We start from the raw sequence: 16,292 nt of genomic DNA on the forward strand, positions 1-16,292 counted from the left end.
ATGCCGCGACACGCCGCCAATATCTTCCGCCTGGGCGTCAAGGAACTGTGGAGCCTGGCGCGCGACCCGATGATGCTGGTGCTGATCTTCGTGTCGTTCACGCTGATGATCTACACCGCCGCCACCGCCGTGCCCGAGTCGCTGCACAACGCGGCCATCGCGGTGGTGGACGAGGACGTCTCGCCGCTGTCCGCGCGCATCGCCTCGGCGTTCTACCCGCCGCATTTCACCCGGCCGGCGATGATCACCGCGACCGAAGCCGATGCCGGTATGGACGCCGGGCGCTACACCTTCGTGGTCAACGTGCCGCCGGACTTCCAACGCGACGTACTGGCGGGCCGGCCGGCCGAGATCCAGTTGAATGTGGATGCCACCCGCATGAGCCAGGCATTCACCGGCAGCAGCTACATCCAGCAGATCCTGACCGACGAAATCAACGAATTCGTCAAGCGCTACCGCAAGCCGACCGAGCTGCCGGTGGAGCTGGCGGTGCGCATGCGCTTCAACCCCAATCTGACGCAGGCGTGGTTCGGCAGCCTGATGGAGATCATCAACAACGTCACCATGCTGTCCATCATCCTGACCGGCGCCGCGCTGATCCGCGAACGCGAGCACGGCACCATCGAGCACCTGCTCGTCATGCCTGTAACACCGACCGAGATCATGCTGGCCAAGGTCTGGTCGATGGGGCTGGTGGTTTGGGTGTCCGCTGGGCTATCGTTGACATTCATCGTGCGTGGCCTGTTGCACGTGCCGGTCGAGGGATCGGTGGCGCTGTTCCTGGCTGGGGTAGCGCTGCACCTGTTCGCAACCACCTCCATGGGCATCTTCATGGCCACCCTCGCGCGCAGCATGCCGCAATTCGGCATGCTGCTGGTGCTGGTGCTGCTGCCGCTGCAACTGCTGTCCGGCGGCACCACGCCGCGCGAGAGCATGCCGGAATTCGTGCAGAACATCATGCTGGCCGCCCCCACCACCCATTTCGTGGAACTCGGCCAGGCCATTCTCTTTCGCGGCGCGGGATTGAGCGTCGTATGGCAACCGTTCCTGGCGCTGGCGCTGATCGGCAGCGTCCTGTTCGCCTTCTCGTTGACCCGTTTCCGCAAGACCCTCAGCCAGATGGCGTGAGGCCTGTGCAGTCGTTGCCCCTTACCAATCTCTTAAAAGGACGCATGATGAAAAAGACAACCGCCCCCGCGCCCCAGGACCTCGCCGGCGCCACTGCCACCTATTGCCAACGCCTGGGTGAACTGGCGCGCGAAAGCCAACAGCGCTGGCTGCAACTCGGCCAGCGCCTGGCCAGCGACGGCACCGGCCAGTACCTGTCGAGCCTGGCGCCGCTGAAGGTCGACGGCAACTGGCAGAACATCGCCCCCGCCTTGGGCGAGGCCACCCGCAAGCATTGGCAGTGCCAGCTCGAAGCCGGCCAGGCCATCACCCACGCCGCGCTGGAAGACCAGGCGGCGCTGGCCGCCGGCGTCAGCGAGGCCGTGAGCAGCTGGCTGCGCAACGCCTCGGCCGCCGCCAGCGGCGGCCTGGCCGATTCGCCGCTGACGCGCATGTGGTCGTCGTACTGCGATCAGATGGCCTCGGCCTGCTCGGCCATGCGCGAAGCGAGCCAATCGGGAGCGCGCCATGGCGACTGAACGCACCGCGCTGGTCACCGGCGGCACCGGCTGCCTGGGACGCGCCATTGCCCGGGCGCTGCATGACGCCGGCCACGATGTCATCATCACCTGCCACTCCGACGACGCGGGGGCCCGCGCCTGGATCGACCAGGAGGCGGCCCAGGGACGCCATTTCGACCTGGTCAAGGTCGACGTGGCCGACTACGACGCCTGCCAGGCCCTGGCGCGGCGCCTGGCCGACGACGGCCGCCAGATCGACATCCTGATCAACAACGCCGGCATCACGCGCGACGCCAGCCTGCGCAAGATGAGCTACGAGAACTGGCAGGACGTGCTGCGCAGCAATCTCGATTCGCTGTTCAACATGACGCAGCCCTTGTGCGGGCCGATGGCCGACCGCGGCTGGGGCCGCATCGTCAACATCTCGTCGGTGAACGGTTCCAAGGGCGCCTTCGGGCAGACCAACTATGCCGCGTCGAAAGCCGGCATCCATGGCTTCACCAAGTCGCTGGCGCTGGAGCTGGCCAGGAAAGGGGTCACGGTCAATACCGTGTCGCCAGGCTACTTGGCCACGCGCATGGTCGAGGCCGTGCCGCAAGACGTGCTCAAGGAAAAGATCCTGCCGCAGATTCCGCTGGGCCGGCTGGGTCAACCCGACGAAATCGCCGCGCTGGTGGCGTTCATCTGCAGCGACGCGGCGGCGTTCATGACCGGCAGCAATGTCGCCATGAACGGCGGGCAGCACATGTATTGACCTGCCGCGCGCCGATGGCGATCGGCAAACGGACGATACCGGGCAGCACGGCATGATCGCTGTGCTGTTTTTTTTGTAACGCCGCCATCTGGCCCTTTCATTGCGCCAAGCCGGTTTTCCCAGGGAGACCGTGGCGCGAGCCGGCTGCCGCCGCGAAACTGATCCGCTTTTTCCTGACGCTTCTGAATCTGTACTGCACCGCGCGTGCGGCCTATCTTGACGCAACAGGCATCGGCCTGCCCGCGCGCGCCGCCTGGTGGCGGCAGGAGCGCGCGGCTCTTGAAGTCAGGAATCTCCCGTCATGGATAGCGACGCGCTACTGCTTGCCCGAATACAGTTCGGTTTCACGATTTCCTTCCACATCATTTTTCCGGCCATCACCATCGGCCTGGCCAGCTACCTGGCCGTGCTCGAAGGCTGCTGGCTGCGCACCCGCGACACCGTCTACCGCGACCTCTACCACTTCTGGACCAAGATCTTCGCCGTCAACTTCGGCATGGGCGTGGTGTCCGGGCTGGTGATGGCGTACCAGTTCGGCACCAACTGGAGCTTCTTCTCCGATTTCGCCGGCAGCGTCACCGGGCCGCTGCTGGCTTACGAGGTGTTGACCGCGTTTTTCCTGGAGGCCGGCTTTCTCGGCGTGATGCTGTTCGGCTGGTCGCGGGTGGGCCCGGGCCTGCACTTTTTTTCGACCATCATGGTGGCATTGGGCACGCTGGTGTCGGCCACCTGGATCCTGGCCTCCAACAGTTGGATGCAGACCCCCGCCGGCTACGAGATCCTGGACGGCCGCGTGGTGCCGACCGACTGGCTGGCGGTGATCTTCAACCCGTCGTTTCCCTACCGCCTGGCGCACATGGGCATTGCCGCGTTCCTGGCCACCGCGCTGATGGTGGGCGCGTCCGGGGCCTGGCACCTGCTGCGCGGCGACCGCGGCCCGGCCGTGAAGAAGATGTTCGCAATGGCGATGGCCATGCTGGCGATTTCCGCGCCGCTGCAAGCGGTGGTGGGCGACGTCCACGGCCTGAACACGCTCAGGCACCAGCCCGCCAAAATCGCCGCGATCGAAGGCCATTGGGACAACGAACCGGGCGCAGGTGTGCCGCTGACCCTGTTCGGCATTCCCGACATGGCAGGCGAAGCGACCCGTTACGCGCTCAACGTGCCGCGCCTGGGCAGCCTGATCCTCACGCATAGCTGGGACGGGCAGTTCCCGGGCCTGAAGTCGTATCCGCCGCAAGACCGCCCCAATGCCACCGTGGTGTTCTGGTCGTTCCGCGTCATGGCGGGGCTGGGCATGCTGATGATCCTGCTGGCGGCCTGGGCGCTGTGGGCGCGCTGGCGCGGCCGCCTGTACCAGTGGCGCGCGCTGCAGCGCTTCGCGCTGTGGATGGGGCCGTCCGGCCTGGTGGCGATGCTGGCCGGCTGGTACGTGACCGAGATCGGCCGCCAGCCGTGGGTCGTCTATGGCGTGATGCGCACGGCCGACGCGGCCACCCGCCACGGCCTGGGCGAGCTGACGCTGACGCTGGTGCTGTTCGTGGCGGTGTACCTGTGCGTGTTTGGGGCCGGCGTGTCGTACATGCTGCGCCTGATCCGCATGGGCCCCACCCCGGCGCCCGGCCATGCGCCGCTGTCGGGCGGCCCGGGCGAGCCGCGCCAGCCATCGCGGCCGCTGTCGGCCGCCTCGACCTCGGCGCCCGCCGCATCCGCGCAACCTGGATTCAAAGGAGCCTGACCTCATGGGCATCGACCTTGCATTGATATGGGCCGTCATCATCCTGTTCGGCGTGATGATGTACGTGGTGATGGACGGCTTCGACCTGGGCATCGGCATCCTCTTTCCGCTGGTGTCCGACGCCGAGGAACGCGACGCCATGGTCAACACCGTCGCCCCGGTGTGGGACGGCAACGAGACCTGGCTGGTGCTGGGCGGCGCGGGACTGCTGGCCGCGTTTCCGCTGGCCTACTCGGTGATCCTGAGCGCGCTGTACCTGCCGCTGGTCTTCATGCTGCTGGGCCTGATCTTCCGTGGCGTGGCGTTCGAGTTCCGCTTCAAGGCCGATCCGCGCCATCGCGCGCTATGGGACCGTGCCTTCGTGTTGGGTTCGCTGTGCGCGACCTTCTTCCAGGGCGTGACGCTGGGCGCCTACCTCGAAGGCATTCCGGTGCTCGACCGCGTCTATCAGGGCGGGCCGTGGGACTGGATCAGCCCGTTCTCGCTGTTCACCGGAGCGGGCCTGGTGGTGGCCTACGCACTGCTGGGCTGCACCTGGCTCATCATGAAGACCGAGGGCCGCCTGCATCGCCACATGTGCGCGCTGGCGGGGCCGTTGACGCTGGCGCTGCTGGCGGTGATCGCCGCGCTCAGCCTGTGGACGCCGCTGGCGCAGCCGCGGATCGCGCAGCGCTGGTTCAGCCTGCCGAACATGTTCTGGTTCCTGCCGGTGCCGCTGCTGGTGGCGGCCGCCGGCATCGAGTTGATGCGGCGCGTGCGCGGCACCCCGAACGCCGGGCCGTTCGTGCTGGCGCTGTGCCTGGTGTTCCTGGGCTACAGCGGCCTGGGCATCAGCATCTGGCCCGCCGTGGTTCCGCCCGACGTGTCGCTCTGGGACGCCGCCGCGCCGCCGCAGAGCCTGGGCTTCGCGCTGGTCGGCGCGCTCGCCATCATTCCGATCATCCTGATGTACACCGCCTGGTCCTACTATGTGTTCCGCGGCAAGGTGCGCACCGGCGAGGCATTGCACTGATGGCCGCCCCGCCCTGCCTGCCGTCCTGGCGCGGCCGGCTGCTGTGGCTGCTGTTGCTATGGGCCGCCGGCGTGGCGGCGCTGGGGCTGGCCGCCGCCGTGCTGCGACTGGCCATGCGCGCCATCGGCATGTCCACCTGACGCGCCGCCTTCCCTGGAGCCTCGCATGAAGCGCTACGAACGTCTGACCGAAGAGATCACCGCCTCGATCCTGTCGGGCCTGCTGCGGGCCGGCGACCGCCTGCCCTCGGTGCGCCAGACCAGCGCCAGCCGCGGCGTCAGCCCGTCGACGGTGTTCAAGGCCTACTACCTGTTGGAAGCGCGCGGCCTGATCCGCGCGCGCGACCGTTCCGGCTACTACGTGCTGCCCGCCACGCAGGCCGCGCCGCCCGAGCCGGAAGGGCTGTCCAGCGCGCCCGCCGGCCGTCATGCGGTGGACGTCAGCGACAACGTGCTGCAGGTGCTGAACGCCACCCTGCGGCGCGACATGCTGCCGTTCGGCTCGGCCTTTCCCAGTCCCTCGCTGCTGCCCTACGGCCGGCTGGCGCGCTTCATGGCGACCACCGTGCAGCACTTGGATCCGTGGGGCTCGATCGACGATCTCAGTCCGGGCGACGCGGCGCTGCGCCGCGCCATCGCGCTGCGTTACCTGGCCGACGGGCTGGCGGTGCCGGTGGACGACATCATCATCACCAACGGCGCGCTCGATGCGCTCAACCTGTGTCTGAGCGCGGTCACGCGGCCCGGCGACGCGGTGATCGTGGAATCCCCCACGTTCTACGCCGCCTTGCAGTCGCTCGAACGCAACCAGCTGCACGCCGTCGAAGTGGCGACGCATCCGCGCGAAGGCATCGACCTGCAGGCGCTGGAGCAGGCCATCGTGCAACACCAGCCGCGCGCCTGCTGGCTCATGACCACCTTCCAGAATCCGCTGGGCAGCCTGATGCCCGAGGCCAAGAAGGAAGCGCTGGTCAGTCTGCTGACGCGCCACGGCGTCGCGCTGATCGAGGACGACGTCTACGGCGAGCTGTATTTCGGCGGCAGCCGGCCACGTCCGGCCAAGGCGTTCGATACCGAGGGCCTGGTGATGCACTGCTCGTCGTTCTCGAAAACGCTGGCGCCAGGCTACCGGGTCGGCTGGGTCGCGGCCGGGCGCTATACCCGCGCCATCATGCGCAACAAGCTCACCACCAGCCTGGCCACCGCCGCGCCGACGCAGGCCGCCATCGCCGCCTACCTGGCGCAGGGCGGCTATGACCGCCACCTGCGCCAGTTCCGCCAGACGCTGGCCTTGCAGCAAGGCGAGATGCTGCAAGCGGTGGCGCGCTTCTTTCCCAAGGGCACGCGCGCCACGCGGCCGCTGGGCGGCTACTTCACCTGGGTCGAACTGCCTGCGCACATCGACACCCTGCGCCTGCACCGCGCGGCGCTGGATCATGGCATCAGCATCGCGCCAGGGCCGCTGTTTTCGTCCTCGGGCGCGTTCGGCAATTTCCTGCGCTTGAACTGCGGCCATCCCTGGACCGACGCGCTGGAACAGGGCATGGCGACGCTGGGCAAGCTGATGGCGACATGAAATACGCCATATTGATACAGATGGAAACCCCACCCCGGCGCCCATCCCTTAGAGTGCGAAGCCTTCAACATCAGGACGGTGCCGCGTCGCGGCTCGACTCCCATGACGACTTCGTTTCCTCGTGTTCTACCGCGCCACGCGCTGGGTTGTTACCTGGGCGCGGCGGCGTTGCTCTACCTGTTCGCCGCGCAACTGCTGGCCGTCATCGATATCTGGCTGCTGCCGCGCCGCCTGCTGGTCGAGATGCTGCGCTATCGCGCCATGTGGTTGATCTTCCTGCTGACCCTGCCGACCGTGGGTTACCTGCTGTGGCGCGGTTCGGACCTGGTGGCGTGGTGGCGCGCGCCCGCCGCCCTGACGCTGGATGAGCGGGCGCTGCACCTCGGCACGCTCGCGGTGCCCTACGCCGAGATCGCCGCCATGCGCCATCGGCACAACCGCGATCACCTGTTGCTGACGCTGACCGACGGCCGGCGCGTGCGCCTGCGCCTGGCGCTCTGGAACCATGCCGAGGTACTGCTGGAGCAACTGGATGCGCGTGTGGGCGGCAATCTCGAAGCCGACGCCCGACGCCGCATCGACGCCGGCGCCACCGTCGACTTCGGCACGCTCGGCATGAACGCGGCCGGCATGGTCTACAAGGGCCGGCAGATTCCCTGGGCCAGCATCGACACCATCCGCACGCAATCCGACAGCGAAGGCATGGAAACCGACGAGACGCTGATCATCGTCGCGCGCGACAAGATCCACAAGGTCGACCGCTCCGGTATCGACAACGAACCGGTAATGCTGGCCTGTCTGCGGCACTACCTGCCCGCCTGATCCCGACGCCCGCCCCCTAGGCGGCCATTCTCCCTAGCACGCAACCTCGACATGGAAATCTACAGCTCCGCTTCGCACCAAGCCCAGACCCTGGCCGACCGCCCGGTGTACTACTCGCGCAACCGCCTCATCGCCGGCGCCGTCATCTGGACGGTGGCCGCGTTGGCGTTCGGCGCCCTGGCGGTGCGCGCCCGCGACAATCTCGGCGGCATGGCGTTCTTCGCCGCCATCGCGGCCATCGGCGTCTGGCTGGTGATCCGCAGCCTGATGCGCGCCTTCGGCCCGGCCAAACCGGTGATCACTTTCACGCGCGAAGGCCTGCGGCTGACGGACGGCACCGTCATTGCGTGGCAGGCCATCAATGAGAACACCTACGTCAACCAGACCTACGTCGGCATCCCGACCGCCCGGCAGATCCAGCTCAAGACCTCGCTGCCGGACCGCAAGCGGGTGCTGATCCAGGCGATGGCGCTGGAAATCAGCGGCGACGAATACCTGGCCCTGTGCGACGCCTACCAGGCGCGTTGAACACCCCAGCCTGACGGGCGCGGCCACGCCGCGCTCAGTTCACGGTGGCGCCGGAATCCTTCACCGCCTGTGCCCAGGCCGCGATCTCCTGCTGGATGAACCCGCCGAAGGCCGCGGTGTGCAGCGTTGACGCCTGCGCCCCTTCCTCCATCAGGCGTTGCTTGACCGCCGGCGCGGCCAACGCCGCGCTCAAGGCCTCGTTCAGGCGGGCCACCACCGCGTCCGGCGTGCCCGCCGGCGCCACCGCCCCGTGCCACGACAGGGCCTGGAAACCCGCCAGGCCCGACTCGGCCATGGTGGGGATTTCCGGCAGGGCGGGCGAGCGCTGCGGCGAGGTCACCGCCAGCGCCCGCAAGGTGCCGGCCCTGACGTGCGGCAACACGCCCGGAATGGTGGTGAACATGAAGTCGATCTGGCCGCCGATCAGGTCGGTAATGGCCGGGCTGCCGCCCTTGTAAGGCACGTGCGTGAACTGCAAGGCCGCGGCGCGCTTGAACATCTCGCCGGCCAGGTGGCCCGGCGTGCCGGCCCCGGCCGAGCCCATGTTGATGCGGTCGCCCTGGGTCTTGATGTAGGCAATCAGCGCCTGCACGCTGGCGGTCTTCACATTGGGCCCGACCACCAGCACGTTGGGCACCGTGGCCAGCAGCGTGACCGGCTTGAAGTCCCGGGCGGCGTCATACGAAATGTTCGAATACAGCGAGGGGTTGATACCGTGGGTGCTGGCGGTCGCCAGCAGCAGCGTGTAGCCATCCGGGGCGGCCGCGGCCACCTGCTTGGCGGCGATGGTGCCGTTGGCGCCGCCCTTGTTGTCGATCACGACGGTCTGGCCGAGCGATTTGGCGGCCTCGGCCGCCACCGTGCGCGCCAGGATGTCCGAGGTGCCGCCGGCCGAATGCGGCACCACCAGGGTGATCGGCTTGGCGGGAAAAGACTGCGCGTGGGCCGCCGGCAGGGCCGGCAGCAGACAGCCGGCGGCGAACGCCAGGCGGGCAAGGCGATGAGCGAACATGCAAGTCTCCTGAAGAATATTGGAATCGCGGCGCCTTCGAGGGCGCCGTCATGCGAACGCGCGCCCGCCGCGCGGGGCGGCGGGCGCGCCTCAATCGGCGCCCGCGCGCAACGTGTCGGGCTGGCGCTTCTCGATCGCCCACTTGAGCAGCGCGGCCGAGCGGTAGATGCCATGCGCGAACTTGCCGTAGGGCAAGGTCAGGAACAGCGCCATCACCACGCCCAGATGCACCGCCAGCAACAGCGCCATGGCGCCGGTATCGCGGCCGGCCAGCAGCGCCAGGCCGGTGGCGCTGGTCAGCAGCAGCAAGGCGATGAAACCCCGATCCATCGGCTTTTGCGCCGCGTCGCCCTGCAACGGATGGCGCTTCAGATTCAGCCACAGCAGCCCCGCCGGCCCGATCAACAGGCCGATGCCGCCCGCCGTGCCCAGCAGCACCGGCGCGCTCCAGAACGGATACGGCGCCGGCTCGCCCAGCAGGTAGTGATAAAGCGTGGCCACGCCGGTGGCGGCAAAGCACAGCATGAAGCCGTAGAACGTGAAGTGGTGAAAGCGCCTGCGCCACAGCGTGAAAGCGTCGTCGGCGTTGTTGCAACCCTTGCCATGGCCGCCATCCAGATAGCGCAGGCGCAGCGCGTCCTGCGCGGCCTCGGCCACGGCCGCGCCACTGGCCGCGCCGGGGCTGACGTCGCGCCAGAAGCGCGCCGCGCCGATGCCCAGCGCCAGCATGGCGAAGCCGAACACCGCGCCGAACATCAACGCCAGCGTGTTGTGCGGGAACACCGCATAGAAATTTCCCGCCAGCGGCGCGTGCCACAGGCCGCCCGTCAGCATCACCGTCAGCACCAGGAACAACGCCAGCCCGGCCGCCGTGGCCAGCGACAGCGCCAGCCCGTTGCGCCGGTACAGCTTGCCCAGCGCGGCCGGGAACGCGTATTCGGTGTAAGTCTGCAACCGTACCCGGGCCATGGCCTGCGGCACGTTCACCGCGAATTCGTGCGGCGGCGCGTACTGACAGGCGTGCAGGCAAGCGCCGCAGTTGTGGCACAGGTTGGCCAGGTAGTTGAGGTCGGCCTTGCCGAATTCCAGGCGCCGGGTCATGGCCGGAAAGACGGCGCAGAAGCCCTCGCAGTAGCGACAGGCGTTGCAGATCTGCATGACCCGCGCCGCTTCGGTTTCGTCGTGGCTGAGCGCGGCGGCGCCACGGCCATGCCAGCGCACGGGTTGCTCGGCCGCGGCCGGCGCGGGCTGGCCGAACGATTGGGCCTCGCGGGCCAGGGTCTCAAGCTGCCGCATGTTGTGCTCCGGTGCGGTGAGTGCGTTGCGCGGCCGCGGCGGCGCGGGTGCCGGCGATGCGGCCGAAGGCCGTGCCGATCGACATGCCGACCCCCGCCGTGTAGCCCTTGCCCAGCACATTGCCAGCCATCATCTCGCCCGCCACGAACAGGTTGTCGCTAGGCACGCCGTTGAAGCGGACCGCGGCACTCTCGTCCACCTTCAGGCCCAGGTAGGTGAAGGTGATGCCGGGCCGCAGCGCGTAGCCGTAGAATGGCGCGGTATCGATGGGCCGGGCCCAGTGGGTCTTGGCGGGCGCCAGCCCCTCGGTGCGGCAGTCGTCCAGCACCGTGTGGTCGAAGGTGCCGGCGCGACAGGCCTGGTTGTATTCGCGGATGGTGTTCTCGAATGCCACCGGATCCAGGCCCAGGCGGCGCCCCAGTTCGGGCACGGAATCGGCGGTGACGCCGGGAAACACCGGCGGCATGAAGCGGCCGACGGCCTTGGCGTCGATGATGGAATAGGCGATCTGCCCCGGCTGCATCGCCGTCAGGCGGCCCCAGATGGCGTAGCGCTTGGGCCAGAAGTCCTCGCCTTCGTCGTAGAAGCGGCGCGCGTCGCGGTTGACCACCACGCCCAGCGAAACGCAGTCGATGCGGGTACAGATGCCGCCGTCGTACAGCGGCGCGCGCGCGTCGATGGCCACGCAATGCGACTGCGACGGATCGCCGATGCGGTCGGCGCCCGCGTCCAGCATGAACTTGAGCAGCACGCCCTGGTTGAAGCGCGTGCCGCGGATGAGGAAATTGTCGGCCGGCCATTCGCCGCGCTCGTTCTGGCCCCAGGCCTCGCGCAGCCACTCGCGGTTGGATTCGAAGCCGCCGGCCGCCAGCACACAGGCGCGCGCCTCGATGCGTTCGGCGCCGATGCGGGCGGCCTTGAAGCGGCCGTCCTGCAGTTCCAGCGCGTCCACCGGCGCGTCGTAGCGGATGCGCACGCCCAGGGCCTCGGCGCTGCGGTAATAGGCGTTGACCAGCGCCTTGCCGCCGCCCATGAAGAAGGCATTGGTGCGGGCCACGTGCAGCGCGCCCGACAGCGGCGGCTGGAAATTGACACCGTGGCGCCGCATCCAGTCGCGGCAGGTGGCCGATTCGCGGATCACCAGCCGCGCCAGCTTTTCGTCGGTCTGGCCGCCGGTGACTTTGAGCAGATCCTGCCAGTACTCCTCTTCCGGATAGGCATCCACCAGAACGTCCTGCGGCGCATCGTGCATGCAGCGCAGATTGCGCGTGTGCTGCGAATTGCCGCCGCGCCATGCGCGCGGCGCGGCTTCCAGCAGCAGCACGCTGGCGCCGGCCTCGCGCGCCATCAGGGCCGCGCACAGCGCCGCATTGCCTCCGCCTATCACCAATACATCGACCATGTCATCGTTCCCGGATCAAGGAACGGACTGTAGGCCGGCGCGGCGCGGCGCGATATCAGCGCGCCGTCAACGGGTCTTCATGATTCGTGAAGGGCGCGCCGCGCTCAGCCGGTGTGCAGCGTCGTGACCGCCCATTTGCCGTCGCGCGCCAAGGTACGCGCAACATCGGCCAGCACCAGGCGCGCGGCCAGCGCGGCGGGCGACAACTCCTCCTCCGACAGGCTGGCCAACAGATTGGGCCGGAACAGGTCGGCTTCGTCGATGCGCGCCATGAACAACTGGCCGGGCGCGAGGCGGGCGGTGGCGGAGCCGGGCTGGATGGTGGCGGCATAGCCCAACTGCACCACGTCCATCAGCAACGCCAGGCCATCGACCTCGGCCACCACGCGCGGCACATGGCCGGCCTGCTGGAACGCCTGGTTGACCGAAGCGCGCAGCCCATGGCGGCCACCGGGCAGCACCAGCGGCAGGCCGGCGATCTCCTCCAGGCGGGTGGTGGGGCCGGCCGGCAGGCCCGGCAGGTCGCGCCGGGCGCACAAGTACAGGGGCTCGTCCAGCAATGGCGTGACGTGCCAGCGGCGCGCCGCCTCGGCATGGAACACGATGGCCACGTCGAGCTGGCGGCCGTTGAGCATGTCGGCCAGATGACCCGACAGCGCCTCGACCAGATGCAGACGGATGTCCGGATAGCGCTGGTTCATGGCCTGCACGAACGGCGCGCCCAGGATCGCGGCGGTGGTGGACGGCAGACCGACGCTGACATGGCCGGCCAGGCGCGCCTGCTGCGCGGCCTGGATCGCATCGTCGGCGTGGCGCAGCGCCAGCTGGGCCTGGCGAAAGAACGCCAGCCCGGCGTCGGTCGGCACCACGCCGCTGGCGCTGCGTTGCAGCAGTCGCGTGGCCAGTTCGCCTTCGAGCCGGCTGATCTGCTGGCTCAGCGCGGACGTCACCATGCCCAGCGACATGGCCGCGCGGCCAATGCTGCCGGCTTCGACGACGCGAACGAAATAACGAAGCTGGCGCAGTTCCATGGCGGGCCCGGAGGTAGGAAGACCCGCCGATTGTAGGCCGCTGGGCGCGCCGCCGCCCTGCCCCGGCGCGCCTCTCAGTAGCGCGCGTCCTTGGGCTTCTTGCCGTCCGGCCAGTCCTTGTCCTTGGGCGGGAAATCCGGCCGCGGCATGTGGGTGAAGTATTCGGCCACGTCGACCGCGTCCTGATCGGACAGCACCCGGCCCTCGCCCCAGTTGCCATGGGTATTGACGCCCATCGGCATGTTGTTGCGGATGAAGGCAGCCGCCTTGTAGGTGCGCGCCAGACCCGCGCCGATGTTGAACGATTCCTCGCCCCACAGCGGTGGGAAGACGATGTTGCCGGCGCGATCGCGCTTGCCCTCGCCGTCGGCGCCATGGCAGGCCGCGCACTGCGCCGCGTACAGGGTCTTGCCGCGCGCCGCGTCGGGAACCAGCTTGGTATCGATGGGCCAGGCGTTCTTGATCTGCACCTTGGCGCCATGCGGCACGTCCTGCGCCAGCCACTTCATGTAGGCCAGCATCGCCCGCATTTCGGGCGATTCCTTGGCCAGCGGCTTGCCGTTCATCGAACGCTGGAAACAGCCGTTGATGCGATCGGCCAGCGACACCTCGCGGCCGGCGCGCGGATTGAACTGCGGGAACGAATTGAACGAATTGATATAGGGCGCGCCCAGCGGCTTCTTGCCCTGCTGCACGTGACAACTGCTGCAATTGAGGCTGGCGCCGGTGTTGTTCGGCAACAGCCGGCGGGTTTCGTTGAGCAGACGCTGGCCGTAGCGGATCTGTCCGGCGTTGGGTTCCTTGTCGATCAGGGTGTCGGACGGGATGGTGTAGTCGGCCAGCCGCTTGCCGTCCTTGTCGAGCACCGCGAAGGTCTGGGTTTCGGCCGGCGCGGGCGGCGCGGCCAGCGCGGCCATGCCACCGGCGGCCATCAGCGCCAGCGCGGCGGCGATCTTGTGCAGCTTACTCATGCTTGCCTCCCGAGACGATGTTGGGCTTCTTGCCGGCCAGGAAGGCGCGGATGTGCGCCACCTCGTCGCTGGCGATCGGCGGCGCCTGGTTGGCCCAGGCCGTGCGGATGAAATTGATGACGTCGGTGATGTCCTGGTCGCTCAGGTGATTGAAGCGCGGCATGGCGAAGGCCATGGCGTCATGGTCATTGGCCGGCATCCCGCCGCCTTCCAGGGTGATCTGGATGATGGACTGCGGGTTCTGCGCGAAGATGGCGGAATTGCCCGCCAGCGCCGGAAAGACGCGCGGCATGCCCTGGCCGTCGGCGCGATGGCAGATGACGCAGTGCTCCATGTAGATCACGGCGCCGCGCGAGTCGTAGCGGCCGTCCAGCAGCGACGCGGTCGTGCTGTCGGCCTTGGCGGGGAACGCGGTGGCCTTGCCCGGCACCGGCGGCAACTGCTTCAGGTAGGCGGCGATCGCGCTCAGGTCGTCATCGGTGAAGTAGCGCGTGCTGTGCTCGACCACGTCGGCCATGGCGCCGAACACCGCCACCCGGTCGGTGCGGCCAGTCTTGAGGAACAGCGCGATGTCCTCCGCGCTCCAGGAGGCCAGCCCGCGCGCCTCGCCCCGCAGGCTCTTGGCGCGCCAGCCGTCGATCACGGCGCCGGACAGGAAGGCATCGCCGTCTGCCATGGACAGCGCCTTCTCCTGGTAGGCCAGGCCGCGCGGCGTGTGGCAGGCGCCGCAATGGCCCGGGCCTTCCACCAGGTAGGCGCCGCGCGTCACCCGCTCGTCCGCGCCCGCCGGCGCGGCGAAGTCGCGCTTGCCGGCGAACAGCAGTTGCCACCAGGCCATGGGCCAACGCATGTTCAGGGGCCAGGGGATGGTGGAATCGGCGCTGGGCTTGGCGACCGGCGCGACGTCGGACATGAAATAAGCGTAAAGCGCCTGGATGTCGCGGTCAGGCATGATGGCATACGACGGATACGGCATGGCGGGATAGAGCGCCGCGCCGTCCTTGCGGATGCCGTACTGCACCGCGTTCTTGAAATCGGCGTAACTGTAGGCGCCGATGCCCGAGACCTGGTCGGGCGTGATGTTGGAGGAATAGATCGTGCCGACCGGCGTCTGCATTGCCAGGCCGCCCGCGAAGGGCTTGTCACCCGGCACGCTGTGACAGGCGACACAGTCGGCGGTGCGCGCGATGTAGGCGCCGGCCTCGGCCAGCCGCCGGTCCTGCGGATCGACGGCGGCGGTGTGATCGGTCTTGCGGATGGCGGTCAACAGGTGGGCGCCGCCGATACCGCCGCCCAGGCCCGCCAGCGCCAGGAGCGCCACCGCCTTGATCCCGAAATGCTTCATGCTGACCCTCCGTTGCGTGCCGGGCAGCGCGCACGTCGGGGGTTCGTACTGCGTCGTCCAGCTTATGGAGCCAGCTTACGCCTTTTGGTAATAAGCATATGACCAAAAAGCATGTGGATACCGGGCCTGTTTGATGCGGCGCAAACCGCCTCGATCCTTCAGACTAATTAACAGGGCAACGATCAGGCGGAAGCACACTTGCGCGCGGATCCGCCGGGCCGCGACACCCGCCGGATCCGCGCCGCCCGCGCCGTCAGGCCGGGATCGTGAGGCCCTTGGCCACCGCCGGACGCGCCACGAAGGCGTCCAGCACGCGGGCCACGTTCTTGAATTGCGAAAACTCGACCAGCTCGCCGGCGCCGTAGAAGCCGATCAGGTTGCGTACCCACGGCAGGATGGCGATATCGGCGATGGTGTATTCACCCATGACCCAGTCGCGCCCTTCCAGGCGCTTGTCCAGCACCCCTAGCAGGCGCTTGGATTCGGCCACGTAGCGGTCGCGCGGCCGCTTGTCCTCGTAGTCCTTGCCGGCGAACTTGTGGAAGAAGCCCAACTGGCCGAACATCGGGCCGATGCCGCCCATCTGGAACATCACCCATTGCAGCGTCTCGAAACGGCCGGCGGTGTCGGCGGGGATGAACTGGCCGGTCTTGCTGGCCAGATAGACCAGGATGGCGCCCGACTCGAACAGCGCCAGCGGCTTGCCGTCGGGGCCATTGGGATCGAGGATGGCGGGAATCTTGTTGTTCGGGCTGAGCGACAGGAATTCCGGCGAGAACTGATCCTGCGAATCGAAACTGACCCGGTGCGGCTCATACGGCAGGCCCAGCTCTTCCAGCAGGATCGACACCTTGACGCCGTTGGGCGTGGGCAGCGAATACAGCTGGATGCGGTCGGGATGGCGGGCGGGCCATTTCCGGGTGATGGCGAACGAGTCTAGGGAGGACATGCGGGGAGGCTCCTGGAGATCCGGGTGGCGATGCGGGGTGGCGAGCGCGGCGGCCATCGGCCGGCGCCCGCGTCGGGCAAATGTAGCGCAAATCGCCGGCCGCCAAGCCCTCCGCCGGCCATGCCGCAGACACTGGCGGCGCAACACACTGTTCCAGGACGGGCGCGACGTTGGATACGGCGCGTCGGGTATTTCCCATCGGTAGGTACCGGTACGCAGCACGGCGGTC

The 16,292-nt window shown here is 68.3% G+C and carries 16 protein-coding genes; 9 read left to right on the top strand and 7 right to left on the bottom strand.

All coding sequences use genetic code 11. The features are described from left to right. From ACN6O8_RS15725 to ACN6O8_RS15765, 9 genes are all read left to right on the top strand, one after another. The gene (locus ACN6O8_RS15725; RefSeq protein ID WP_427991966.1) at positions 1 to 1,128 is read left to right on the top strand and encodes an ABC transporter permease; all 1,128 of its coding nucleotides are present in this window, start codon (positions 1 to 3) and stop codon (positions 1,126 to 1,128) included. Positions 1,129 to 1,172: 44 nt separating this feature from the next. After that, a complete protein-coding gene (locus ACN6O8_RS15730) occupies positions 1,173 to 1,646 on the top strand; it encodes a hypothetical protein (RefSeq protein ID WP_427991967.1) in 474 nt (157 codons plus the stop codon). Further along, complete coding sequence (phbB, locus tag ACN6O8_RS15735) at positions 1,636 to 2,382, top strand: acetoacetyl-CoA reductase (protein ID WP_427991968.1); 747 nt, start codon at positions 1,636 to 1,638, stop codon at positions 2,380 to 2,382. Before ACN6O8_RS15730 ends, phbB begins: the two co-directional genes overlap by 11 nt. Before the next feature lie 301 nt (positions 2,383 to 2,683). Further along, the gene (locus ACN6O8_RS15740; RefSeq protein ID WP_427991969.1) at positions 2,684 to 4,120 is read left to right on the top strand and encodes a cytochrome ubiquinol oxidase subunit I; all 1,437 of its coding nucleotides are present in this window, start codon (positions 2,684 to 2,686) and stop codon (positions 4,118 to 4,120) included. A gap of 4 nt (positions 4,121 to 4,124) precedes the next feature. Continuing rightward, the gene (gene cydB / locus ACN6O8_RS15745) at positions 4,125 to 5,132 is read left to right on the top strand and encodes a cytochrome d ubiquinol oxidase subunit II (RefSeq protein ID WP_427991970.1); all 1,008 of its coding nucleotides are present in this window, start codon (positions 4,125 to 4,127) and stop codon (positions 5,130 to 5,132) included. After that, on the top strand, positions 5,132 to 5,272 hold the full coding sequence (locus tag ACN6O8_RS15750; RefSeq protein ID WP_427991971.1) for a DUF2474 family protein: 141 nt from the start codon (positions 5,132 to 5,134) through the stop codon (positions 5,270 to 5,272). The genes cydB and ACN6O8_RS15750 overlap by 1 nt, the downstream gene beginning before the upstream one ends. Positions 5,273 to 5,297: 25 nt before the next feature. Further along, positions 5,298 to 6,707 (top strand): PLP-dependent aminotransferase family protein, encoded by a 1,410-nt coding sequence (locus ACN6O8_RS15755; protein ID WP_427991972.1) that lies wholly within the window; start codon positions 5,298 to 5,300, stop codon positions 6,705 to 6,707. Positions 6,708 to 6,809: 102 nt separating this feature from the next. Further along, complete coding sequence (locus ACN6O8_RS15760; RefSeq protein ID WP_427991973.1) at positions 6,810 to 7,529, top strand: hypothetical protein; 720 nt, start codon at positions 6,810 to 6,812, stop codon at positions 7,527 to 7,529. A gap of 51 nt (positions 7,530 to 7,580) precedes the next feature. Then, on the top strand, positions 7,581 to 8,057 hold the full coding sequence (locus ACN6O8_RS15765) for a hypothetical protein (protein ID WP_427991974.1): 477 nt from the start codon (positions 7,581 to 7,583) through the stop codon (positions 8,055 to 8,057). A 34-nt stretch (positions 8,058 to 8,091) separates the two neighbouring features. Here the strand turns inward: ACN6O8_RS15765 and ACN6O8_RS15770 are convergent, their stop codons facing one another. The 7 genes from ACN6O8_RS15770 to ACN6O8_RS15800 form a co-directional block, all read right to left on the bottom strand. Beyond that, positions 8,092 to 9,069, bottom strand: a complete 978-nt coding sequence (locus ACN6O8_RS15770) for a Bug family tripartite tricarboxylate transporter substrate binding protein (RefSeq protein ID WP_427991975.1) — start codon at positions 9,067 to 9,069, stop codon at positions 8,092 to 8,094. A gap of 90 nt (positions 9,070 to 9,159) precedes the next feature. Beyond that, complete coding sequence (tcuB, locus tag ACN6O8_RS15775) at positions 9,160 to 10,365, bottom strand: tricarballylate utilization 4Fe-4S protein TcuB (RefSeq protein WP_427991976.1); 1,206 nt, start codon at positions 10,363 to 10,365, stop codon at positions 9,160 to 9,162. Further along, positions 10,352 to 11,767, bottom strand: a complete 1,416-nt coding sequence (gene tcuA, locus ACN6O8_RS15780; protein WP_427991977.1) for an FAD-dependent tricarballylate dehydrogenase TcuA — start codon at positions 11,765 to 11,767, stop codon at positions 10,352 to 10,354. The genes tcuB and tcuA overlap by 14 nt, the downstream gene beginning before the upstream one ends. A gap of 104 nt (positions 11,768 to 11,871) precedes the next feature. Next, a complete protein-coding gene (locus ACN6O8_RS15785; protein ID WP_427991978.1) occupies positions 11,872 to 12,798 on the bottom strand; it encodes a LysR family transcriptional regulator in 927 nt (308 codons plus the stop codon). Between the two features lie 74 nt (positions 12,799 to 12,872). After that, a complete protein-coding gene (locus ACN6O8_RS15790) occupies positions 12,873 to 13,769 on the bottom strand; it encodes a c-type cytochrome (RefSeq protein WP_427991979.1) in 897 nt (298 codons plus the stop codon). Next, the gene (locus ACN6O8_RS15795) at positions 13,762 to 15,114 is read right to left on the bottom strand and encodes a c-type cytochrome (RefSeq protein WP_427991980.1); all 1,353 of its coding nucleotides are present in this window, start codon (positions 15,112 to 15,114) and stop codon (positions 13,762 to 13,764) included. The genes ACN6O8_RS15790 and ACN6O8_RS15795 overlap by 8 nt, the downstream gene beginning before the upstream one ends. A 253-nt stretch (positions 15,115 to 15,367) precedes the next feature. Continuing rightward, a complete protein-coding gene (locus ACN6O8_RS15800) occupies positions 15,368 to 16,063 on the bottom strand; it encodes a glutathione S-transferase N-terminal domain-containing protein (protein ID WP_427991981.1) in 696 nt (231 codons plus the stop codon). Positions 16,064 to 16,292 lie beyond the last annotated feature (229 nt).

The organism is Achromobacter sp. (assembly GCF_050285565.1).
Taxonomy (GTDB): Bacteria; Pseudomonadota; Gammaproteobacteria; order Burkholderiales; family Burkholderiaceae_B; genus Achromobacter.